Below are 22384 nucleotides of genomic sequence, written 5' to 3' on the forward strand. Positions count from 1 at the left end.
ACCCCTCCTTCCTTCAAGTTGTAGTACGGGTGGGGAAGTTTCCGCTTAACGGAACCCGCCCCACCCATAGATTGTGCACATCTTATTCCCTATTTTTAAACATTATTGCGGGATAGTTCCTTCCACACCCTTTACGAGCCAGTTCATGCCCAGCACTTCCTCCAAGGTCAGCTTCTGACCCTCCTGAACCTTCACATTCCCTTGATTATCTGAGATCGGACCTGTGAAAACCTCCAGCTCACCACTGATAATTTTGGCTTTGGCGTCTTCGACAAGCTTTTTCACATCATCTGGGATCTTGTTCCCGAAAGGAGCCAGCTCCACCATACCGTCAGCCATATCACCGGAATACTGCTCGCTCTTCCAGGTTCCATCCATAACTGCCTGCACAGCTTTTACGTAATACGGCCCCCAATTCCATACCGGGTTCGTCAAATAATTGTCCGGAGCGTATTTGCTCATATCCGAGTCATTTCCCCCGGCAAATGCCCCTCGTTCAGCAGCAGCCTGCAGTGTTGCAGGTGAATCCTGATAGGCCAAAAGCACATCCGCACCCTTATCCAGCAAGCTGATTGCCGCTTGACGTTCAGTCGTCGGGTCATACCATGTATTCGTCCATACCACATTCACCTTTACATCAGGATTGACACTTTGTGCTCCAAGGGTAAAAGCATTCAAGTTATAGATCACTTCGCTGATCGGAAAAGCCCCTACATAACCCAACTGATTATTTTTGGTCATTTTCCCTGCCGCTATGCCGCTCAAATAGCTGGCTTGATAGTTTTTCCCGAAGTAGGTTCCCATGTTCTCTGCGGTTTTGTAACCCGAAGCATGCAGGAACTTCACGTTGGGGAATTTGCCCGCTACATTTAATGTAAAATCCATATATCCGAAGCTCGTTGTAAACACGATGTCGTGTGATTGTGCAAGCTCGGTGATGATTCGTTCGGCGTCAGCACTTTCAGGGACATTTTCTACAAAGTCAGCTTTAATCCCAAGCTCCTTCTCCATATACAGCCGTCCTTGATCATGTTGGTATGTGTAGCCGCCATCCCCTGGAGGTCCGATATAAACAAAAGCAACCGTCGGTTTCTTTGCAGCCGGTTCTGTTGTTGCAGTTGCCTCTGTTGCCGCTGTAGTTGTCGCTGGTGCCTCCGTTGCATTTGTAGAAGTATTATTGCTGCCACACCCCACCAAAGCCACCGTCATTAGAACCATTAATGCAAGACAAGATGTTATGAACTGACCCCTTTTTTTCATAATTCTCCTCCTCCAAATCATCTCTCATCATGGCTGCAACCATTAATGTACTTCTACTATACTTAGAGGTGGCCTTGGCGTAAATTTATATAACATACGTTTGTATATGAATATAAGAATCAGAACTTTTTTTGTGTGTAATGCACTAATTGGTTTTTGTATGGTGAGTTTCGTGTCACATTATATGACCAGAAGTGGAAAAGGAACACTGTTTCAGATTACTTTTCAGATTACCTTCCAGACTATTCTTTACTTCACTTTCCATTTCTCAGAATCCATTGCTCCTGAATCTCACCAAAATCCGCTTTTGTATCTGCGTCCATGAAATAATGGGCAGACTCAGATTCCAGAACAATCCCCTTATAATCAGGTGAACGCAATATCCCCGCCGCTCCTCGATCTCCATCTAATCCCTGTAGTGCTGGAAACAACGTCTTCGAGAACAAAGCCGGGGGCATAGCCGACCCATTGCTGACGCTAGCGACATAATCCATCTCCGGAGATTGTTCAAACGTTTGTATTAGACGGTTCACTAATGCTGTAGTAATAAATGGCTGATCCGCAAGCGCCACAACTACTGCATCGGGCTGCAAAGGTAATACCGCATTAAGGCCACAGCGCAGTGAAAAAGACAATCCTAGATGTGCGGTTAAGCAAGTTTCGGTACGTCTGGATGCTTGCGGTTCAATCGCGGGTGGCAGCCATTCCAAGTTGTCATCCGCACGCACTACCACGATTAGCGGTTCTAGATTGCAACGATCCAATTCACTAAGCGCGACGCTCCCGAGTGAGACCTCCTGCGACAATTTCAGTGAAACCTTGGACACGCCCATCCGCCTGCTCTGCCCCGCTGCCAAATATATTCCTGCTACCTTCAATACTATCCGCTCCTTTGGGCAGCTCTCGTGAGCCCACCCTTCTAATTTGAATTATTTCCGCTATAATACTGACCGCAATCTCCTCCGGACCTTCTCCTCCAATCGGCAACCCTACAGGTGCATGCAAAGATGCAGGAGCCTCAAGCCCTTCCAGTAAAAGAGATATCCGCGCCTTCGAACCGATAATCCCTATATATAGAGGAGCAAGCGGAATCACACTCTCCAGGAACTGTCTATCCCGCCCAAGTTGATGACTGCAAATCAATACATAATCCTCCCGAGCTACGCCCAATCGCTGAACAACCTCCATAGGGGAACAAATTACTTGTTCAGCTCGAGGAAACTTATTGTGTAAGCTTCCTTCACGCCAATCCGCAACCGCTACCCGAAAGCCAACTCTGTCAGCAAGTTCCGCAATAGGAACCACATCACGTCCCCCGCCAAAAATCACAAGCCGCGGTTTGGGCACGAAAGACGTATGGAATGCTGTCAATTCTGCTGGAGCGGCCATAAAGCGACCTGCCGCCAGGCTTTCTTTTGCCGAGTGGGATAATTTCGGATGTTTCTTGCTCTGCGGCAGTACAATGTCTGGATCCAGCTCCAGCTTATAGATAAAACCTTTCTCCACTGCTTCGCGGAACAAAATTAGCTTCTCTCCCCTAGCCAATCTGTCACTCGCCTGCACTAAAAGCTTGTAGAGCTGACCCTGCACGGGTTCTAGCACTACTTTGATTTTGCCTCCACAGCCGATAACCTCACCCCAGGACAGATCATCCGGAGACAGCATGTTGTATTCCACAATTTCGGGCAGCCCTCGTTCCCAGATCTCAGAAGTTCGCAGCTGCAGATCGTTTTCCAGACAACCTGGACTCAGGCTCCCAATCGTACCTCCTTCAAAAAACAACATCACCGCTCCGGCTTTGCGATACGAGTGTCCCTCCACCTCTATCAGCGTTGCCAGCACCGCAGGCGCCTGATGGGTTTGAATATGCATTGCGATCTCATGTGTATTCACGAGGTTCCCCTCCTCCATGTTTGCATTTCAACCCAGATCTTAGAACTTAGAACTTAGACCTTAGACCTTAGAACTTAGAACTTAGAACTTAGACCTTAGACCTTAGTCCCTTCCGAGCATCCTCCGAAACATGAATACTAACTTCAACCTCATTAGATCATTTATTTTTTTAAAATCGACGTCCAGCAGCTCACTAAGCTTCTCGATCCGGTAGGTAGCCGTGTTTCGATGAATAAACAGTTTCTTAGCCGTCTCATTAACATGACCATCGTTCTCTAGATAAACTTCCAGCGTCCGCAGCATCTCCCTGACATACTCCGGTTCTCGGTTAAGCAACCCTCTAAGACTTCCATTACAATATTTCTCCATAACCTCTGCCGGAATTTGCCCGAGTAGCAGGTTAAGCTCAAGCTGCCGGTAATGCACAACATTCCCTTTTACTCCCCCGCCCTGAAGCATTCCCATACAATCCTTTACCTCCGCAAAAGCCTCCTTCAGCCCCTCCGGCTTCGCTTTACAACTGCTTATCGCAGCTCGCGGATAATATCCCTTATCAAACTTCATGTTGTTAAAACAAACCTGGATTATATCCCGGAATTGTTCAGGACGCTGACGATCTCCCGGATATATAGACAAAAGTCCTTGATCTATGATCACATGAATTCCCTTTACTTCCCGTAGCCCGGGATGTTCAAGATATTCTTCTTTTAGTCTGAGCAGCTCACCTTGGCGTTCTTCCCCAGTCGCAGCTGTATCGGTCAATAAGAGAAAAAATGGTGATTGAAGCAGCTCAATCTCCAAGTCGAGAGCAGCCTGCGCCAAATCTGTGTAAGATAAATTACCGCTCAAACAACGTCTCAGCAATCCGCTAAACTCCCTGTGTTCTGCCTGTTCAAAATAATCTTCGTATCCTGAATGAATATGATATGAAATAAGTTCAGCTCCCTGAACGAACAAACTTTCTTCCATTGGGAGCAATAAAGGGTCGATGGCACAAAACAATAGATATCCGGAGCACTTCTCTCCTTGCAAAAGTGGTGTACGGTAGCCCACATGATCTCCAACACGAAAGCGCTGATTCCGTTTCTGCCACGGCCACCCCTCCAGCAGCTGTGAAGGATGGTATTCAGAGTTGTTGTAGATCACATCCCCCCTTGCGCTAATCACCACAAGTGAATGGCCAATCACTTCAGACACCGAATCAAACAACGGACGGCTGCGGACAGATCTTAGGGCAAATTGCATCAGCTTTTTCTGCTTCTCCATAATGTTCTGCAGAACGTGAGTGCTGCGGCTAAGCTCGGCGCGAAACAGACCATTCATCTGATCCGAAAAAGTAAACTCGAAAGGCAGCTGGATAAGCGGGAAGTTAAGACTCTCCGCTTCTGCAACCAGTTGCTCTGGTACTTCATCCCAAAATCGCCCCAGCTTAATACCCAAGGCCGAAGATCCCCGGCGATTCAAAGTCTGCAGCAAGGCAGAGGCTTCCTCCATATTGTCCTTTATCAAATAGGCTGTCGTCAGCAGCATCTCGCCTTCTTTGATCCAATCCGAGATATCGGGGGCATCCATCACATTAATTGACTTCACAATTCGATGTTTCCCTTTAGACCCAGCGATAAGCTTCGCCTCGGACAAAGGATAAATGGACAACGCTTCTTCAACCGTAAGATGCATGCCACCCCTCCTTATTAGGATCAATAGAACCATTTCTGATTTATAATGTTATTTTATGTAACATTATAATTAAAATGAACCGTGTTGAATAGAGGGAAGTTAAATTTTCATGATTTATATGTTAATAAACTTAACACAAAATGAACATGGATCATGAATTATGAATTATTAATTATTAATTATTAATTATTAATTATTAATTATTAATTATGAATGATGAATGATGAATGATGAATTATGAATTATTAATTATTAATTATTAATTATTGAAATTTAGCTCATATCGTTCATGTGAACTGTATAAGGGGATTGGAAAATAGTAGGTGGAGTTGAGGGAGGGCTTTCGAGTAAAAACAAGTTTTTACGGGTTCACGCGGGAATCTGAATAGGGAGTCGGAATAGGTGGCAGGGTATTCTCACGCTATTCGAATTGGCCATCGGATCGAAGTCGCAGGCACACCAGCGCTGCAAGACGGGGAATTGAGCGGTGTATGAGATCCGTACGAGCAGAGATAATACCACCCCACTATAGCTGTGGCGGAGGTACAAGCTATTATAGATCCACTGCTGCCGGTAGAGGTGAAAGGCACTTTTGCCCTTCTTTTTGGCTGTTTGGCCGGAATTGCCGGGATGAAGGGCCTTTTTGCCCTTCTTTTTGACTACATAGGCGTCTTCGCCACATTCTGCGGGATTTATACTGTTGTTTTTAGTTACTTATGCTACTTTCCTGGGTTCTACGGGATTTATACCGTTCTTTTCAGCTACTTGAGCCATTTCCCCGGATTCTGCGGGATTTATACCGTTCTTTTTAGTTACTTATGCCACTTTCCCAGATTCTGCGGGATTTATACCGTTCTTTTTAGCTACTTGGGCCACTTTCCCAGATTCTGCGGGATTTATACCGTTCTTTTTAGCTACTTGGGCCACTTTCCCAGATTTCTACGGGATTTATACTGTTCTTTTTAGCTACTTGGGCCACTTTCCCAGATTCTGCGGGATTTATACCGTTCTTTTTAGTTACTTGAGCCATTTCCCCAGATTCTGCGGGATTTATACTGTACTTTTTAGTTACTTGAGCCATTTCCCCAGATTCTGCGGGATTTATACCGTTCTTTTTAGCTACTTGTGCCACTTTCCTGGATTTTGCGGGATTTATACCGTTCTTTTTAGCTACTTGTGCCACTTTTCTGGATTTTGCGGGAGTTATATCGTTCTTTTTAGTTACTTAAGCACTTCCCACGATTTCTGCGGGATTTATACCGTTCTTTTTAGCTACTTGTGCCATTTCCCGGTTTCTGCGGGATTTATACCGTTCTTTTTAGCTACTTGTTCCACTTTCCTGGATTTTGCGGGATTTATACCGTTCTTTTTAGTTACTTAAGCACTTCCCCCGATTTCTGCGGGAGTTATACCGTTCTTTTCTCTCCAGCGACGTATTCACTTAATTCAACTGGTCTTACACAACACAATCGAGCGCTGAATTTATCTTTTTCACTCTACCACTCCAATATTGAGCCAACTTAAGCTACCTTAGTTTTTAAAGCAACTCCACTGGGCTCCCCGGTGTAAATAAAACTAAGAGTAGGAGGGAATGACATGTGTATTTCGTTAATTTGTGAATCAATAAGTGAGTGTGGCGTTAGAGTGTATTGCTAGAATGTAATCCTAGAGTGTAATCCTATAGTGTATTCCCAGAGTGTATTTCTAGAGTGTAATCCTAAAGCGTCTTCCTAGAATGTATTTCTAGAGTGTATTCCAAGAGAGTAATGGAGGAGTATCGGTTAACAGTAACTAGAAAAGTAACTAGAAATGTAACTAGAAAAGTGTCAAGATATGTTGTTCGTAGCTACGGTCTGTTTAGTATCGCTGCTTTTTCAAGACCACTGCACTCAGCCTCTCAAGACTGCTGCCACACTTCATTCACCCAAGAGAGTAACCGGAGATCCTGACCATGTCCGGCAATAACGGATAATCCTAGTGGCAATCCACTTGTGGAGAGCATAGGTAATGTTACCTGAGGCAAACCCGCCAACCCAGCTATGCAACTCAACATCATCGCACCACTACGATTCACCTCCAATTGGCGCAAATCCCCTCCACGCAGCGGCGCTGGTCCCGGAACTGTCGGAATCACAAGACAATTGTCCTCTCCTAGCAGCAGGCGCAAATGATTAGAAATCTCTTTTTGCTTACATTGTGCAACGCTATGATCCTCTTCCGCCAAACTGGCAGCCCACGAGAATCGCGCTGCAATATCAGGCCCAAAGACTGGTTTCTCGTTCTCAATCCAAACGCCATGAGTTTCCCAAATTTCATTCCCCTGCAATTCTCTAAAAACATCCATCCAGACCTTTAACCCCTCCAAAGCAATCTCTATCTCCATGAGATGATCTGCCCCGGATCGCAAACACCTTAATCCCTCCGATAAAATAGCTGCATTCTCCAGATTAACCAAAGCCCAGCAGTCAGTAGCAACAAATAAAGTACCCATTTTATTTTTGTCTTCCATATTCTTTTTTACCTTGTTTTCCGGGCCAATCTCTAAAATTTTCTCCGTACTCTTCTCAGTACTCTTCTCAATACGTTTCTCCAAAATCGTTTCTAAACTTTCCTTCTGGCTCTTTTCTAAATTATTTTTATCAGTCTTCACCATGTCTCCCTCTAAGTTGTTCTCTAAATTTTCCAATACATTCTTCTCTATGCTCTTCCCTACAGTTTCTTCTAGACTACTTCCTATTTTCTTCGACGTCTTTACAGATGTACTCCCAGCCACAAGTAACACTTCCCCTACCTTCTGGAGCACATCCAAGCGATCCGACACCCAGCCAACTGTATCAAAAGCCGGAGATAATGGAATAACACCTTGAAAATCCACAGCTCCATGCGTTGGCCGGAAGCCATATACTCCGCAATAAGAGGAAGGTACTCGAATTGAGCCACCGGTATCTGTTCCGAGCGCAAAATCAACACTACCAGAAGCTACCGCTACTGCCGAACCACTTGAAGATCCGCCTGGGATACGACCTACAGCACGCGGATTAATCGGCGTTCCATAATGATGGTTCTCGCCGCCCAGACTGTACATCAGCTCATCCGTATGGGCAGCACCACGAAGTGTAGCACCCGACAACAGTAAACGATGTACAGCCACCGCATGCTCCGTGGACGGATGATGGCTACGCAGCCAATCAGGATTACCTGCAGAAGAGCTGTGTCCAGCTACAGCAAATACATCTTTTACTGCAAAGGTCAGTCCATCCAATATCCCGCTTCCTAAACTCTCAACCGTAAGCTCAGGATCTATAAACGCACCATACCGATTATCCAAAACCATAATTCCCCCTCCTCCCTAGACCATTACTTTTACCCTTCCATCAGCCTTTCGGATCCCACGCTTCTCCTACGATTCCTCCAGCGTTCCTTCCAATTCCTCATCTTTCCTCCTACGACCCATCAGCAGCTTTTCCATCCATCATTCCACCTACGATTCTTCCATCAGCCTTTCGGATCCCACACCATCCCGCCTTCGATTCCTCCAGCAGTCCTTCCAATTCTCCATCTTTCCTCCTACGACCCCATCAGCAGCTTTTCCATCCATCATTCCACCTACGATTCCTTCAGAGTCCTTCCAATCCTTCCATCACACCTATACCTACCACCCAATCGCCGCACCATCGCAGCGTCGGTCCGTTCCCCCACTGCGGTATCCATTGTCATCTATCGAAATCATGTGAGCGTGACCCATAATCCCATCATAGTCATCTACTTTCCGGACAATATGACCGGCTGCGGCCAAATCTGCCAGCACCTCATCAGCTACCCTGCTCTCCACCTTTAGCTCTTGCGTAGGCTCCCCCCACGTTCTCCCCCACACAAAACGCGGCTCATTCACAGCCGTTTGTGGATTCATGCCATAATGCAGCATCCGTGTGAGCAGCAAGGTTTGAGTCTGTGGTTGACCTTCGCCACCTTGCGTCCCGTACAGAATCGCAGGTTTGCCCTCGCGGCAGGCCATCGCTGGCATCAGTGTGTGGAAGCTGCGCTTATGCGGCTCAAGCGTATTGATGTGCCCGGGGTCCAGCGAAAAAAACGAACCTCGATTCTGCAGCAGAATCCCAGTATCCCCAGCGGCCACGCCCGAACCAAATTCAAAATACAGACTCTGAATAAAAGAGACCGCATTCCCGTCCTCATCCACAACCGCAGCATAAGCTGTATCACTGCCGATAGGCTGACTTGTCAGTTGCGCAGCTTTTTGCATCGAGATAGTAGACGCTAATTGTCCTGCATAACGTTTATCCAGCAGCTGCTCCAAAGGAATAGCACTAAAATCCGGATCTGTAAGCACCCTATCCCGATCGCGGAAGCTTAGCTTCAACGCTTCAACAAGCAGGTGATAATATTCATACGAACCATGCCCGATTGCTTCAAAATTGTAATGTTCCAATAAATTAAGACTCATTAGTCCAGTGAAACCTTGAGAATTAGGCGGCACTTGATATACCGTATGCCCGTGATAATCCGTATGAATCGGCTCGACCCAATCCCCCTGATGATCCGCAAAGTCATCCCGAGTCAAATACCCGCCAGTTGCCAGCATATAGTCACAGATGTCCTCCGCAATCTTCCCCTTATAAAAAGCATCCCGCCCACCCGCCGCCAATGTCCGCAGGGTGGCCGCCAGCTGTTTTTGCTGGAATCGCGATCCAGCACAAGGAATCACGCCGCCTGGCGTGTAAATCGCTGCCGCCTCCGGCGACAGCGCAGAGCCCGCAACAGCCGTGTTATTCCGCTGATCCGGCGACAGCGGAAATCCCTCCAAAGCATAACCAATGGCAGGCTCCAGTACCTCCGCCAGCATAAAGCGGCCATACTTACTCAGTACGGCATCCCAACTGTCCGCCATCCCCGGCACCGTAATGGCGCTGCGAATCCCCCGCCGCGGGATGAAAGCTTCCCCGGCATAGCTGCTTCTGCGGACTCCGTACCCGGAGCGCCCGCTTCCGTTATAGGCCCGAACACGCGCCTCTTGCGTGTTATAGGTCAACCAAAAGGAATCTCCGCCTAGCCCCGTCATATGCGGATATACAACAGCTAGTGTCGCACTGATCGCCACCGCTGCATCAAAGGCATTCCCCCCTTTTTCCAACATACGTGCACCAGCAGCCGAGGCTAAATAATGGGGGCTAACTACCATAGTTTTTGTGCCTATTACGGGTTTCTCCGCCATGTTCCGTCCCCCTATCTTTTACGGGTTTCTCCGCTCCGCCATGCCCTTCCCTCTATGTTTTTCGGGTTTCTTCCCCATGCCATTCCTCTACGTTTTACGGGTTTCTCCCCTCCACCATGCCCATCCCCCTATGTTTTACGGGTTTTTCCGCCATGTCCCAACTCCTTATTTTTTGCGGCGGGTTTCTTCAACATATTCAATCTCCTATATTCTGCGGCGGGTTCAGCTGCGAGCTCCCTATAACTTCTGACTTAATTAGTGTCATTTAACATTACACGAAAATCCTTTGTCAATCGGTTACGCTGAAACGCAAAATAAACCTCTTCTTTTTGTGAGCTATGCACAAATAAGAGGTCATCTTTGTTTAATCTTGTAGATTCACACCTACGAATATTATAAAATCATTTTAATTACAGGGAGCCGCATACTGCCATGGCGTACTACCGTGACCTTTTGCCACCAAATGGCTACCTATCTCGGATATGTCTAGTCACCTTTTGCCGCCATATAGCTGTCTATCTCGGTTATGTCTTGTGGCTACCTATCTCAAATATGTATAGCTGCATCTAACCTTAGTAATCTAGCCACTTTTAGAGGGGGGCTTGTGCTTTGAAACACCGAATAAACAATTTATTTTAAAATATATTGCGATAACACGGCCTGCACCTCGTAAATATTTACGGATTTATTGAAGGTCTTCTTCACCGGAAGCGTGCTGCTGGAAATGTAGATACATAGCTCCGCATCCAGGTCAAAATGCCCTGCCGTCTCCACGGAATAATGCGAGATGCTTTTGTAAGGGATCGAATGATATTCTGTTTTCTTGCCCGTCAGACCTTGTTTATCCACCAGAATAAGCCGCTTGTCCGTAAAAATGAACATATCTCTAATCAGCTTATAGGCGCGTTCGATTTTCTCCTGAGGAGCAAGAATTTGTGCGTATTCCCGCTGGACCTCCGTAAGATTTACTTGTGATGCATTGCCCATTAATCCGTCAAAAAGTGCCATATCTCTTCCTCTTTTCATCCGTTAAATTTAGCCACTTGCCCCCCACTACAGAACCATATTATTCTATTTTTCATATTCTATGCTGTGTAAAAATACTCTCTGACATCTTTTTACTTGCTTATTTTCTGATTTTTGATTACACTGTCATTAAATTTACTAAGAGAGGGGTGTGGAAGGAATGGATCACAATTGGACCAACAGTGTTATGAGTCGGCTACCTAAAGCGATAGCTGGCATTGCTCATGTAAATGGCGATAACGGGAGAAGTCTGTCCATTTGTATGAATTTAATAACACTACACAATTGTGAAATGCCTTTCCTGCCATCACCCGGACGGATCAGTTAACCGGAGAATGATAAGGCCGTGGGGAAATTTCCCTACGGTCTTTTTTTATGGTTTTTTACAGGATTTCGGAGCCATTTAGGGTACTGGCGGTGCGAAGGGCATTCTTAAAGGAGAATATATATGATCATCCAATGCCAAAATGTTCAAAAATACCACGGGGCACAACTCGTGCTGAATAGCATTACCTTCGATATCCGCCAAGGGGAAAAAATCGGCCTGATCGGCCGCAACGGCTGTGGCAAAACGACACTATTCCACCTGCTGAACGGGGAGGAACGCCCCGATGAAGGGCAAATCTCAATACGCAAAGGCAGCGTAGTAGGTCTGTTAGCTCAAATTCAAGAAGTTAACGAAAAAGAAACCGTATATGATGTTCTGCAGCGCAGCTTTGCCGAACCTTTGCAATGGCAGCACCGCCTGCGGGAGCTTGAGCTGGAAATGTCCAGCTTTAACAGCGGAACGGATGAAACCCTCTGGAATCGGCTGCTGAAAGAATATGGCAGCTTGCAGGATAAGTTCGAGGATGCCGGAGGTTACGAGATCGAATCCTCTATTCAGCGCGTAGCCTCGGGTCTCGGGATCGGAACCGGACAATACAGCCGATTGTTCGCCTCTCTTTCAGGAGGAGAAAAAACAAAAGTCGGACTAGCGGAGCTGCTGCTGCGCCGTCCAGACATCCTTCTATTGGATGAACCAACCAATCATCTCGATATGAACGCCATTGAATGGTTGGAGCAATTTTTACAGAGTTATGATGGAACAGTGCTTGCGATCTCCCATGACCGTTACTTTCTGGACGCTGTAGTCAAGAAAGTGATCGAGATTGAGGATGGCGAGGCCTTTACCTTCCATACCAACTACAGCGGCTACCAAGTGGAGAAGGAAACACGACTTCTTCAACAATTTGCCGATTATCAAGAGCAGCAGAAAAAAATAAAACAAATGCAGGAAAGCATCAAACGTCTCATTGAATTTGGCAATCGCGGGACACCTCCTAACCCTTCCTTTTACCGGAGAGCAGCATCCATGCAAAAAGCACTGGATCGTATGGTGAAGGTTAAACGTCCTATACTGGAGCGCAAATCGATGGATTTGCAGCTACAGCAAAATGACCGTTCCGGTAATCAGGTTGTCATTTTGGAGGATATCGGAAAAGCATATGGTCAGCGAAGCCTTTTCGCAGAGGCAAACGAAGTGCTTCGCTACGGAGAGACTACGGCACTCATCGGCGGTAACGGGGCAGGTAAAAGTACACTTTTAAGAATTATTTTAGGACAGGAAACCCCGGACAGCGGAAGCTGTACACTCGGCTCAAGAACTGTGGTCGGCTACCTCGCACAAGAGGCTGTTCCTGAAAATAACAAACAGTCTGTACTCCGCTACTTCCGCGAAGAAGCTGGACTTGAAGAAGGTGAAGCACGCGGGCAGCTTGCACGTTTCCTATTTTATGGTCCCGATGTATTCAAAGACATTACGAATCTGTCCGGTGGTGAATGGACCCGCCTGCGTTTCGCTGTACTAATGCATCGCAAGCCAAATCTGCTGATTCTGGATGAGCCGACCAATCATCTGGACATAGATTCTCGTGAAGCACTCGAAGAAGCATTAGAGGAATTTCCAGGCACGGTTCTGGCGGTATCTCATGACCGTTATTTCATCAATCGCCTATTTCACAAACTATGGTCCATTGAAGACGGGCGGTTTGGAGTGTTCAACGGAAACTATGAATATTACAAGGAAAAACAAGCTGAAAAAGCATTACTAGCTCCCTCTTTTGCGGATCAAGCTAAACCTGTCTCTGCAGAACGAACAAGTTCACGCCTTGATAAGCCTCAATCTAACGATTCAGGGAAAGAAACCAACGCTAAATCCACCAGTTCCCGTAGGAAAAACACCACCTTCGACTGGGAAACGGCCATTGCAGAGGTAGAGGAACGCCTTGGCGTGATCGATGCTAAGATGTTAGATCCCCTGATCAGCAGCGATGCAGCTGAACTTGCTAAGCTGCAACAAGAACGTGATGCGATACAGGAACAGTTGGATGAGCTCTATACAGGATGGATGGAGACAACTGGTCTATAGAATAGATTGATCTATAAGGAGATGAGCATATGAGCAACAAAGAGAAGATTAAGTTATTGTGGAAAGAATACACCCAGCTTCATCCACAAACAGCGGATAACTATGACGCCTGGGCCTTTGGTGATAGTCCCCAGATGGCCGATGAACTGCTCGATCTGGTGATTCGTGGGATCAAGACAGGAACTGCTTCAAATTATGATATATTTGAAACTTGTGACGAGACGTTTCCGCAAGTTGGCGGTCACAGTATCGTGCTGGATGGATCTGGTGATCCGCGGGCAATAATTGTTACTACAAATGTACAAATTATACCTTTTGATGAGGTTAGCGCTGAGTTTGCCTATACTGAAGGAGAAGGTGACCGGACGCTTAAGTCATGGCGTCATGATCATGAGCAGTTCTTCACCAGAGAATCCTTAAAATTCTTAAACAAACCCTTTGATCCAAAGATGAAAGTTGTTTGTGAGAACTTTAGAGTGGTATATACAAAAGACTAAGATCTTCAGAAAACGCAAAAGGCTGTCTCTTCCACAAGGAAGGGACAGCCTTTTGTGTATACTATAAAATCAACAGAATTAGATCCTCATTAATTTATGGTTTAGTGCCAAAATCCCAAAATCCAGCCAATAACAGAGATCCATAACGGAATGCTGATTAAAATACCCCAAACCAGCCCAGTGGCAATATTGCCTTCTGCAGGACGCACCACATTTTCCTGTTTCAATGGAATGCTCAATTCTTCTTGTTCCATGCGATCCCCTCCTAAAATATCTTATCGTCACAGTAGAGGAAAAAATGTAGACCGCTCGACCCAAAAAATTAAAATTTTGAATTTTGGTAGATATAAAGGCTCAGCGGCCAAACCGTTGTAAGTGCTTACATATTAGTTATTAACCAAATTTTGAATAATTAAAAACTTAAATTTGCGGAAGTCATACAGTATATGCAGATTCTTAGTCCAATATTACTACTTTTTCCGGATTTCGTAAATATTCAAACATCGTCCGAATCTGTGCCTCTGTATTCCGCTCTGCTGAAAGCTCAGGCAGTTTATCTTCAGCAAAAAACGAAACTTCGCTTGTCTCTACCCCTTCCATTGCCTCTCCGCCCACGATGCGGCATAAAATAAAGAACTTGTACACGTGATAAGGCTCCGGCGGATGGTTATGAAATTTCTTATCCAGTACAGCCAGTAAGCGAACTGCTTCTGCCTCAAAACCCGATTCCTCTTTGATTTCTTTCACAACAACTTCGCTCGGCGACAGCCCAATGTCCCCCCAGCCACCAGGAAGCGCCCAATTCCCGTCCAACTTCTCTCGAACAAGTAGAATTTTATCCTCCCGGAATACAACACCACGGACATCAACTTTTGGGGTAGCATAACCCCCTTCACCCGCAAAGGAGAGTCTAATTCTCTCCTTGCTTTCGAAGGTATAATTAGCGAGGATATCTACACTGAGCTCACGCAAAGCTTGATACCGTTCTATATCATAAACATCCTTAGCATAAGTTAATCCAGTCTGTGCGATGGCCTGAATTTCTTTGGCCCACGTTAACCATTTCTGCTCCATTGCTGCACCCCTTTTTCGGTACCTTGATTAGGATTACTGGCAAAGCATTAAATGACGCGAGAAGGCTCCTTTTTTAGCTTCACAACGGTCTATGATTGTAAATCCAGCTTCAGTGATCATCTCGTCCATCGGTTCAATCGCAACGATAACCACCCGATCTGCAATCCGGCGCGTATTCACTAGAATCGCGAACTGCTCCTCAGGTGTAATACTAGAATATAGATTATATGGCATATCTACAATGGCTACATCGTAATGATCAGTGATATCCGCAATATCCCCGAGCGTAACCTCACTGGTGAATCCAAAATGGGCAATATTTGTTCTCGCACCGATAGCAATCATAGGGTTAATATCACGTCCAACCATATCGATTCCCATTGACAAGGCTTCTACCATTACAGTTCCAATACCGCAGCAAGGATCTATAGCACGTATACCTTCAGGATTCGGAATAGCCATATTAACCGCGGCACGGGCAACACGTGTACTAAGCGCGATAGAATAGCTGCGTGGCTTCTTCATTTGGCGGAACCAAGTTGCCTTGTTTTTATGATAAGATCCGAAGTACCAGCGTCCACCCAGCGTAACAATGCCGTATACCAGCTCCGGATGGTTAACATCCGCTTCTCCTTCAATCCGCAACCCAATTTCCCGCTCGATCACTCTGCGCTCATCATACTCTATTTTGTCTGCAGGGCCCAGATCGTTGGTCTTCACAAAAATAACCTTAAACGTCTTGCCGCCAAGCTCCACCTGCTCCGTTTGATCATAAATCTCAGGCAGACTGTCCCCTTCATACATTACATCTATCCGCTCTTTAATGAAGGGACTGCGGCTGACATCCACCTCAACCTCACTCTTAAAAAGAACAGTCGGCACCTGCTCACCAAAAAGACATCGCAGCTCCATCTGACACAGCGATAACTCGTCCTCTGAACAGGTGTAAGTATAAATAAATGTGTTTGTTCCACTTTCCTTATGCAATATAATCCATCCTCTATCCCAGTGAATTGTTCTGCTGTCTTGTTACTCCTGTGTGTCGTGCTGGTGGTCATAATCTATACGCGCTTTGGCGATCTTCCCATTGTTTTTGTTGACCCAGTCCACAAGCGAGGTTAAAGGTCCCAACAATGATTCTCCTATGCTCGTCAGACCGTATTCCACAGTCAATGGGACTGTAGGCGTCGCTTTACGCCAAACTAATCCATCCCGTTCCAAATGGCGCAGGGTCTGGGTCAGCATCCGTTGTGATATCCCTCCAGAGCGCCTTTGCAACTCTTTGAACCGCAAAGCTTCAGCACCTAAATTGACTATGATCAGTACACTCCATTTATCTCCGACCCTGTCCAGAATCTGGCGGGTAATGGAGCAATCCTCCAGCATCGGCATGAACCGGGTGGGTTCTTCCTTTGAATGTTCCAACTGTGGTTACCTCCATGTAACTTAAGCATGTAATAGTGCCTTCTTGTCCCTCAAGCCTATTCAGCTTATCATGGTTACTGTTAGTAATCAACAACCGGAAAGGAACTAATAAATCATGAAAAAGACCATTGCCATCATAGGTGCTGGACCCGGCTTAGGACTCTCAATCGCCAAAAAATTCGGAGCCAACGGATTTCAAGTGGCATTAATCTCTCGAAATGAAGAGAAGCTGAACACCCTTGTTCAGGAACTGCAAGCACTGAATATCGAGGCTGCTGCTTTTCCTGCCGACGTATACAATAAAGAACAAGTAGCCACAGCCTTCGATAATATCAAGAAAAAATACGGCTTTATCGATGTGCTCGAGTTCAGCCCGACAAGTGGAAATTACCCTCCTACTCCTGCTTCACAAGTAACAGAAGAAAATGCACAGGATGCCTTTCAGGCACTGGTTGTAGCCGCTATCCGCAGCGTAGCACAGGTCTTGCCTGAGATGCTGGAGAAACGCAGCGGCGCACTGCTGTTCACAACCGGATTGTCCTCCATCTATCCCATGCAGATGATGGGTAATGTAGGCATTGCGCTTAGCGGATTAAGAAACTACGCACTTAACCTGCATGCAGATTTGGCTCCACAAGGAATCTATGTAGGTCATTTAGCACTTGGTGTATTCATTAAACCCGGCACCGCTACAGATCCAGAACTCATCGCTAATGTTTGGTATGAGATGTATATGAACAAAAGCAAAGCTGAGGATACTTTTCCCCAAGGTGTGACACCGGCTACAATCATCTGGTGAGAGGTTTGCCCCATCGCTTTTGATCCATAGTGAGTTCTCCAGTATAATGGTTCCTATAGAATGCTAAACAAGACGGTCACGCATGGCCAATAAGCTTATGCCCAGGCGCTTACAAAGCCGGTTTTGCGCAGCAAAACTTAAGGAGGTACATACTCACTATGTCATACGAAACGTATTTTTCAACCCACCGGGATGAACATCTCGAAGAACTAAAACAATGGCTCAGAATTCCAAGTATTTCTGCCTTATCTGAACATAAGGACGATGTACTGAAGGCAGCCCATTGGCTGACAGACACCCTGAAAAAAGCCGGACTTGAGAACATTGAGTTGCATCCGACAGCGGGACATCCCGTTATATATGCCGATTATCTTCATGCTCCAGGCAAACCAACTATTCTCGTGTATGGTCACTACGATGTACAACCAGTAGATCCATTAAACCTATGGACCTCACCTCCATTTGAACCAGAGATTCGTGATGGCAAGCTTTATGCACGCGGAGCAACAGATGACAAAGGACAAGTATTCGTTCACCTCAAAGCCATTGAGGCGATCCTGAAACAAGAAGGTACTCTTCCTGTGAATCTCAAGCTTTGCATCGAAGGTGAAGAAGAAATCGGCAGTGTGAATCTGCCTCCGTTCCTTGAAGCCAATAAAGAAAAGCTCGCTGCGGATGCGGTGTTAGTCTCCGATACATCCCTATTGGAACGCGGTCGTCCTGCCATCTGCACTGGGCTACGTGGTCTAGCTTCCCTTGAAGTTGATGTAACTACCGCTTTGACAGACCTGCACTCTGGTTCTTACGGCGGTGGCGTTCCGAATGCATTGCATGCCCTAGTATCTTTGCTAAGCTCGCTTCATGACGACAAAGGACGCGTATCTGTAGACGGATTCTATGATGGCGTTCCTGAACTTTCCCCAATGCTGCGGGAAGAATTCGTGAAGCAAGGTGTGAATGAAGATAAAATCCGCGAAGGTCTTGGATTGGAATCGTTATACGGCGAAGAAGGTTATTCCTTTGTAGAACGGATTGGCGCTCGTCCTACGCTTGAGCTTAACGGCGTATACGGCGGTTTCCAAGGGGAAGGCAGTAAGACGGTTATCCCTAAAGAAGCACATGCGAAGATTACCTGCCGCTTAGTTGGCGATCAGGATCCACAGCATATCCTCGATGCCGTTGAAGCACATCTGAAGGCTAATATTCAGACCGGAGCGAAAGTGCATGTTAAGCAAATGGAGAAGGCACGTGCCTTTAACATCGATCCGTCGAATCCTATTCTGCAAACTGCAGCAGACGCATATGGCAAAGTATATGGAACCCGTGCCCTCTTCACCAAAGACGGCGGCTCCATTCCGATCATGGAGAGCTTCTCCCGTGTGCTGGAAGCACCTGTCGTTCTGATGGGCTTTGGTCTCGATGATGAGAACCTGCATGCACCGGATGAGCATTTCAACCTAGAGAACTTCGACAAGGGATTACTCACCATTGTTGAGTTCCTAAAGACTGTTTAAGCTACACAAGCTACAAACAAATAAAGCCAGGTTCCCTAAGTTGGGAGCCTGGCTTTTTAGTATGCGGCCAAACAAAAGAGCATCATTGCTTAGTCCATTTATAAAACCACCATACCATTGCTATCACAAATATTAGCCTTCATGTAATATAGGTTTGTTAGCCAACTGTTCATGTTCGGGTTCAATGTGAATCAACACCTGGGCACGTTCAAATATGCCTTGAATGGCTAGTTCAATTTCGTCGCATAATTGATGCGCAGTAGCAACACTCATTTTAGAAGGAATCACAAGGTGAAAGTCGACATACTCTTCTGGACCAGATCGGCGGGTACGAAAATCATGAAATTCAATATATCGCCCTTGAAATAACTTTATGACATGTAATATTTCATTTTCTTCTGCCTCAGTTAATCGTGCATCCAACAGCGGAGGAAATGACTCCTTTAGAAGCTTATAGGCTTCACCCATAATATACAGAGCCAACACAATCCCAATGACAGGGTCGAGTATCGTCCATCCAGTGAGGGTAACCAATAATAAACTGAATGCAACACCCAAAGAGGTGAAAACATCCGTAAGCAAATGCAGAGCATTCGATTTCATAGCCACAGAGTGAAGTTCGTCTGCCTTCTTTTTAACCTTGCGTGAAACCATATAATTGATCCCCGCTCCGACCACCATCACAATAATGCCCAAAAAGGGAAGTTCGATCGCGGTTGGATTCATTATTTTATGAACACACTCATCTATAATCCAGAATCCAGCTACAAAAATAAGCAACGTTTCAATCGTCCCTGAGATATTCTCCACTTTGCCATGACCATAAGGATGAGTTTTATCCGCAGAACGACTTGACCATCGGACCGAGAAAAAAGCAATCAACGAAGCAACTAAATCTAAGGAGGAGTGGATCGCTTCCGAGATAATTGCTACTGAACCTGTAAGTACTCCGACTATAAGCTTTAAAGAAACGATAAATGTATTGCTAAGTACAGATAGGAACGCAATCTTTGCACCATTCAAAATTTTCACAACCTTTTCTTAAAAGTACGCTATATTAAAGTTTTTCCATTAGGCAAATAGTATAAACAAAAAAAATCCCACCAACCAATATAGGCTGATGGGATATAAAAAAACCCTTGCATCGCAAGGATTTGGAAGTTTGAATTATGGAGCGGGTGATGGGAATCGAACCCACGCTATCAGCTTGGAAGGCTGAAGTTCTACCATTGAACTACACCCGCACTAGAAAGTGAATACAAGAGTTATTGTATCATCTCTACAAGTAAAAATCAACATTTTTTTAGTTTACAGGGAAGCGCCGAGGGGTGCCTTTTTTAAAAATATCGCCTCAAACTCTGCTGGTTGAATAGGTTTGCTGAACAGAAATCCTTGAGCTTCATGACAATGCTGCTCCCGCAGAAATTGCAGCTGCTCCTTGTTCTCCACACCCTCAGCCGTAACCTTCAGCTTCAAATGATGCGCCATAGAAGTGATTGTAGAGACTATAGCAGCATTGTTGCTGTCCTCCATAACCTCTGATACGAACGACCTGTCGATTTTCAATCTGTCGATCGGCATGTTCTTTAGATAATGCAGGGAGCTGTAGCCTGTACCAAAATCATCAATACTGATGAAGACACCAAGCTCTTTCAGACGTTTCAGCTGATCAAAGGCTGTTTCTTTATCCAAGGTCATACTCTCAGTAATCTCAAGGTCGACATAACACGGATCTAATCCAATGTCGGTTAAGATGGTATGAATCCTCCCTGCTAGATTGGGCTGAAGGAATTGCCGCATAGATAGGTTGATGGAGACGCAAATCGGCACATAGCCGGCCAGCTGCCATTTTTTATTCTGCAGACAAGCTGTTTTGAGTACCCATTCCCCAATCGGAACAATGAGTCCACTCTCTTCAGCTAACGGGATAAATTCCGCAGGAGAGACCAGACCACGTTTCGGATGATTCCAGCGGAGCAGAGCTTCCATTCCTACGATCTCTTCCGTCTCCAGCAAAACCTTTGGCTGATACACCAGAAAGAATTCATTGCGTTCAAGCGCTCTGCGGAGGTCATTTTCCAGCTTTAGACGTTCCTTTGCTTTCATCTGCATAGCTGGAATATACCGGCGAATCTCCACTCCCTGTTCCTTGGCATTATGTACCGCCGTATCAGCATTCTGAATTAGATGTTCCGCAGTTTCACCGTCACCGGGATAAATACTTAACCCCATACTAAGCGAAATATGGTACTCCCCCGACTCTAAGGCAATAGGTACCTCAAACAATCGATGCAGCTCCGTAGCTCGAACCAAACATTCTCCAAGACTTGCTCTCTCCATCATAAGAAAAGCGAACTCATCCGCCCCCATACTATAAAGCTCTTCAGTAGATTTAGCCTCATTCACAAGGCGCTCAGACACCAGCTTCAGTAAATGGTCTCCGGCAAAATGGCCCAGGGAGTCATTTATATTCTTGAAATGATTAATATTCATAATAGCTAACGCTGAGAATTTATCGCTCGTTTTCTTCTCTCCAGCAATAATCATCTCTTCTACACGCTGCGTCAGACGACGTCTATTGGGAAGTCCCGTTAAATCATCATGATAGGCTAAATAATTGATCCGCTCCTCAGCCAACTGCTTTTCGTAAAAGGGTTCTTCAATCGTCAGACGATATACTCCGGTAAGCAGCAAGTAGTAAGCAACTCCGCTACACACCATTCCAAAAAGATCATCTATATTGCCACTACTGAATGGACTCATAAAAAAGGCTTGGCCCAAAGAGAAAAAGATAAGTGCTCGAATAATAATAAGCAGTGAGGCTGACTTTTCACTTTTTTCAGGAAATACAATAACTGCAACACCTGCCAAGTAAACAAAAAGAACTGCTAAATCAGCAATCTGCTTCAAAGGATTCATCCAAGGCTTAGTTAATAACTGAGGCAACGCCGAGTGGCTGAGAATAAACAAAACAATGGAAAGCACAATCAGCATGAAGGCTATTCTAAACAATTTTCTTTTTTCAGAGACAGACACGGGCTTATCTTCCCTGCTAAAAATAAACAACATTCCTAAACCGCTGATTAGTCGTGAGAGGGTTCGCAGCCACAACGATTCTTCAAAAGTTATGAATGATGAAATCAACGGGATGCCCACAAAACCCAGTGTATGCAAGAAATCAATAATACATATTCCACCAAAAAGAGCAGCAGCATATAATCTTCCTTTAGATAATCTGCTAGAGAAGAATAACCAGCCCTGTGCAAATATCGCAAATCCAAAAGCAACATTACAGCAGCCGACAATGAGATAGAGAGAAGAAATAATATCCCAATCGTCCAATCGGTTAAGCGATGTATGGAAAATTTGAATTAAAAGGAACAGCAAGGCGCCTACAGCAGCTGCTTGAATTGTCTTTTTCTCTTCTTGTCTCATAAGTCCCTCGCGTCTGAAAATAATATCTATTAATTAACATTCAAGTATAGTTATGTCCTATGTATAAATATCGGCGGGATAGGACTTTTAAGTTACATTTCTTTTATGGGCATTCAAATGGAAGGCGCGTTTATAAGTTATATA

18 protein-coding genes and 1 tRNA gene are annotated in these 22384 nt (G+C 45.5%); 4 read left to right on the forward strand and 15 right to left on the reverse strand.

Annotation, left to right across the window (positions count from 1 at the left end; translation table 11 throughout):
- Positions 1-102: 102 nt before the first annotated feature.
- From NST45_RS20685 to NST45_RS20720, 8 genes are all read right to left on the reverse strand, one after another.
- On the reverse strand, positions 103-1260 hold the full coding sequence (locus NST45_RS20685) for a BMP family ABC transporter substrate-binding protein (protein WP_339823651.1): 1158 nt from the start codon (positions 1258-1260) through the stop codon (positions 103-105).
- Positions 1261-1514: 254 nt separating this feature from the next.
- The gene (locus NST45_RS20690; RefSeq protein ID WP_170914181.1) at positions 1515-2087 is read right to left on the reverse strand and encodes an NTP transferase domain-containing protein; all 573 of its coding nucleotides are present in this window, start codon (positions 2085-2087) and stop codon (positions 1515-1517) included.
- Positions 2029-3153, reverse strand: coding sequence for an XdhC family protein (locus tag NST45_RS20695; protein WP_339823654.1), 1125 nt, complete (start codon positions 3151-3153; stop codon positions 2029-2031). The genes NST45_RS20690 and NST45_RS20695 overlap by 59 nt, the downstream gene beginning before the upstream one ends.
- 102 nt (positions 3154-3255) lie before the next feature.
- Positions 3256-4830, reverse strand: coding sequence for a PucR family transcriptional regulator (locus NST45_RS20700; RefSeq protein WP_076273994.1), 1575 nt, complete (start codon positions 4828-4830; stop codon positions 3256-3258).
- Between the two features lie 910 nt (positions 4831-5740).
- Positions 5741-6013: a hypothetical protein gene (locus tag NST45_RS20705; protein ID WP_076141109.1), complete on the reverse strand. Its 273-nt coding sequence runs from the start codon at positions 6011-6013 to the stop codon at positions 5741-5743.
- A 714-nt stretch (positions 6014-6727) separates the two neighbouring features.
- Positions 6728-8164 (reverse strand): amidase family protein, encoded by a 1437-nt coding sequence (locus tag NST45_RS20710; RefSeq protein ID WP_256721506.1) that lies wholly within the window; start codon positions 8162-8164, stop codon positions 6728-6730.
- 318 nt (positions 8165-8482) lie between these two features.
- Complete coding sequence (gene ggt, locus NST45_RS20715) at positions 8483-10060, reverse strand: gamma-glutamyltransferase (protein WP_076141108.1); 1578 nt, start codon at positions 10058-10060, stop codon at positions 8483-8485.
- 630 nt (positions 10061-10690) lie between these two features.
- The gene (locus NST45_RS20720; RefSeq protein ID WP_036680049.1) at positions 10691-11068 is read right to left on the reverse strand and encodes a PH domain-containing protein; all 378 of its coding nucleotides are present in this window, start codon (positions 11066-11068) and stop codon (positions 10691-10693) included.
- A 466-nt stretch (positions 11069-11534) separates the two neighbouring features.
- Between NST45_RS20720 and NST45_RS20725 the strand changes: the two genes are divergently transcribed.
- Entirely contained in the window at positions 11535-13496 is a 1962-nt protein-coding gene (locus tag NST45_RS20725) for an ABC-F family ATP-binding cassette domain-containing protein (protein ID WP_076215019.1), read from the forward strand.
- A gap of 29 nt (positions 13497-13525) precedes the next feature.
- Complete coding sequence (locus tag NST45_RS20730) at positions 13526-13993, forward strand: ASCH domain-containing protein (protein WP_076215022.1); 468 nt, start codon at positions 13526-13528, stop codon at positions 13991-13993.
- A 101-nt stretch (positions 13994-14094) separates the two neighbouring features.
- Here NST45_RS20730 and NST45_RS20735 read toward each other — a convergent pair whose 3' ends face one another.
- From NST45_RS20735 to NST45_RS20750, 4 genes are all read right to left on the reverse strand, one after another.
- Positions 14095-14247 carry a hypothetical protein gene (locus NST45_RS20735; RefSeq protein WP_155288093.1) on the reverse strand — a complete coding sequence of 51 codons (153 nt, stop codon included), beginning with the start codon at positions 14245-14247 and terminating at the stop codon, positions 14095-14097.
- A 202-nt stretch (positions 14248-14449) separates the two neighbouring features.
- The gene (locus NST45_RS20740) at positions 14450-15067 is read right to left on the reverse strand and encodes an NUDIX hydrolase (protein WP_076147563.1); all 618 of its coding nucleotides are present in this window, start codon (positions 15065-15067) and stop codon (positions 14450-14452) included.
- Between the two features lie 33 nt (positions 15068-15100).
- Positions 15101-15979: an RNA methyltransferase gene (locus NST45_RS20745; protein WP_081382596.1), complete on the reverse strand. Its 879-nt coding sequence runs from the start codon at positions 15977-15979 to the stop codon at positions 15101-15103.
- A 117-nt stretch (positions 15980-16096) separates the two neighbouring features.
- Positions 16097-16492 (reverse strand): helix-turn-helix domain-containing protein, encoded by a 396-nt coding sequence (locus tag NST45_RS20750; protein ID WP_244886429.1) that lies wholly within the window; start codon positions 16490-16492, stop codon positions 16097-16099.
- A gap of 115 nt (positions 16493-16607) precedes the next feature.
- Here NST45_RS20750 and NST45_RS20755 point away from each other — a divergent pair, with 115 nt between their 5' ends.
- Positions 16608-17291, forward strand: a complete 684-nt coding sequence (locus NST45_RS20755; protein ID WP_076100968.1) for an SDR family NAD(P)-dependent oxidoreductase — start codon at positions 16608-16610, stop codon at positions 17289-17291.
- A gap of 158 nt (positions 17292-17449) precedes the next feature.
- Positions 17450-18805 (forward strand): dipeptidase, encoded by a 1356-nt coding sequence (locus NST45_RS20760; RefSeq protein WP_076147558.1) that lies wholly within the window; start codon positions 17450-17452, stop codon positions 18803-18805.
- Positions 18806-18937: 132 nt separating this feature from the next.
- Here the strand turns inward: NST45_RS20760 and NST45_RS20765 are convergent, their stop codons facing one another.
- From NST45_RS20765 to NST45_RS20775, 3 genes are all read right to left on the reverse strand, one after another.
- A complete protein-coding gene (locus NST45_RS20765) occupies positions 18938-19828 on the reverse strand; it encodes a cation diffusion facilitator family transporter (RefSeq protein WP_076141107.1) in 891 nt (296 codons plus the stop codon).
- A 147-nt stretch (positions 19829-19975) separates the two neighbouring features.
- Positions 19976-20049 (reverse strand) — tRNA-Gly (locus tag NST45_RS20770).
- A gap of 64 nt (positions 20050-20113) precedes the next feature.
- A complete protein-coding gene (locus NST45_RS20775) occupies positions 20114-22240 on the reverse strand; it encodes an EAL domain-containing protein (RefSeq protein ID WP_076141106.1) in 2127 nt (708 codons plus the stop codon).
- Positions 22241-22384 lie beyond the last annotated feature (144 nt).

The organism is Paenibacillus sp. FSL R7-0163, assembly GCF_037969975.1.
Taxonomy (GTDB): Bacteria; Bacillota; Bacilli; order Paenibacillales; family Paenibacillaceae; genus Paenibacillus_AQ; species Paenibacillus_AQ odorifer.

Excerpts from the sequence above, each read along its gene's own strand:
- NST45_RS20685 (WP_339823651.1), bottom strand. The coding sequence starts at position 1,260 with ATGAAAAAAAGGGGTCAGTTCATAACATCTTGTCTTGCATTAATGGTT.
- NST45_RS20700 (WP_076273994.1), bottom strand. The coding sequence starts at position 4,830 with ATGCATCTTACGGTTGAAGAAGCGTTGTCCATTTATCCTTTGTCCGAG.
- NST45_RS20710 (WP_256721506.1), bottom strand. The coding sequence starts at position 8,164 with ATGGTTTTGGATAATCGGTATGGTGCGTTTATAGATCCTGAGCTTACG.
- ggt (WP_076141108.1), bottom strand. The coding sequence starts at position 10,060 with ATGGCGGAGAAACCCGTAATAGGCACAAAAACTATGGTAGTTAGCCCC.
- NST45_RS20720 (WP_036680049.1), bottom strand. The coding sequence starts at position 11,068 with ATGGCACTTTTTGACGGATTAATGGGCAATGCATCACAAGTAAATCTT.
- NST45_RS20725 (WP_076215019.1), top strand. The coding sequence starts at position 11,535 with ATGATCATCCAATGCCAAAATGTTCAAAAATACCACGGGGCACAACTC.
- NST45_RS20730 (WP_076215022.1), top strand. The coding sequence starts at position 13,526 with ATGAGCAACAAAGAGAAGATTAAGTTATTGTGGAAAGAATACACCCAG.
- NST45_RS20735 (WP_155288093.1), bottom strand. The coding sequence starts at position 14,247 with ATGGAACAAGAAGAATTGAGCATTCCATTGAAACAGGAAAATGTGGTG.
- NST45_RS20740 (WP_076147563.1), bottom strand. The coding sequence starts at position 15,067 with ATGGAGCAGAAATGGTTAACGTGGGCCAAAGAAATTCAGGCCATCGCA.
- NST45_RS20745 (WP_081382596.1), bottom strand. The coding sequence starts at position 15,979 with ATGGAGCTGCGATGTCTTTTTGGTGAGCAGGTGCCGACTGTTCTTTTT.
- NST45_RS20755 (WP_076100968.1), top strand. The coding sequence starts at position 16,608 with ATGAAAAAGACCATTGCCATCATAGGTGCTGGACCCGGCTTAGGACTC.
- NST45_RS20760 (WP_076147558.1), top strand. The coding sequence starts at position 17,450 with ATGTCATACGAAACGTATTTTTCAACCCACCGGGATGAACATCTCGAA.
- NST45_RS20775 (WP_076141106.1), bottom strand. The coding sequence starts at position 22,240 with ATGAGACAAGAAGAGAAAAAGACAATTCAAGCAGCTGCTGTAGGCGCC.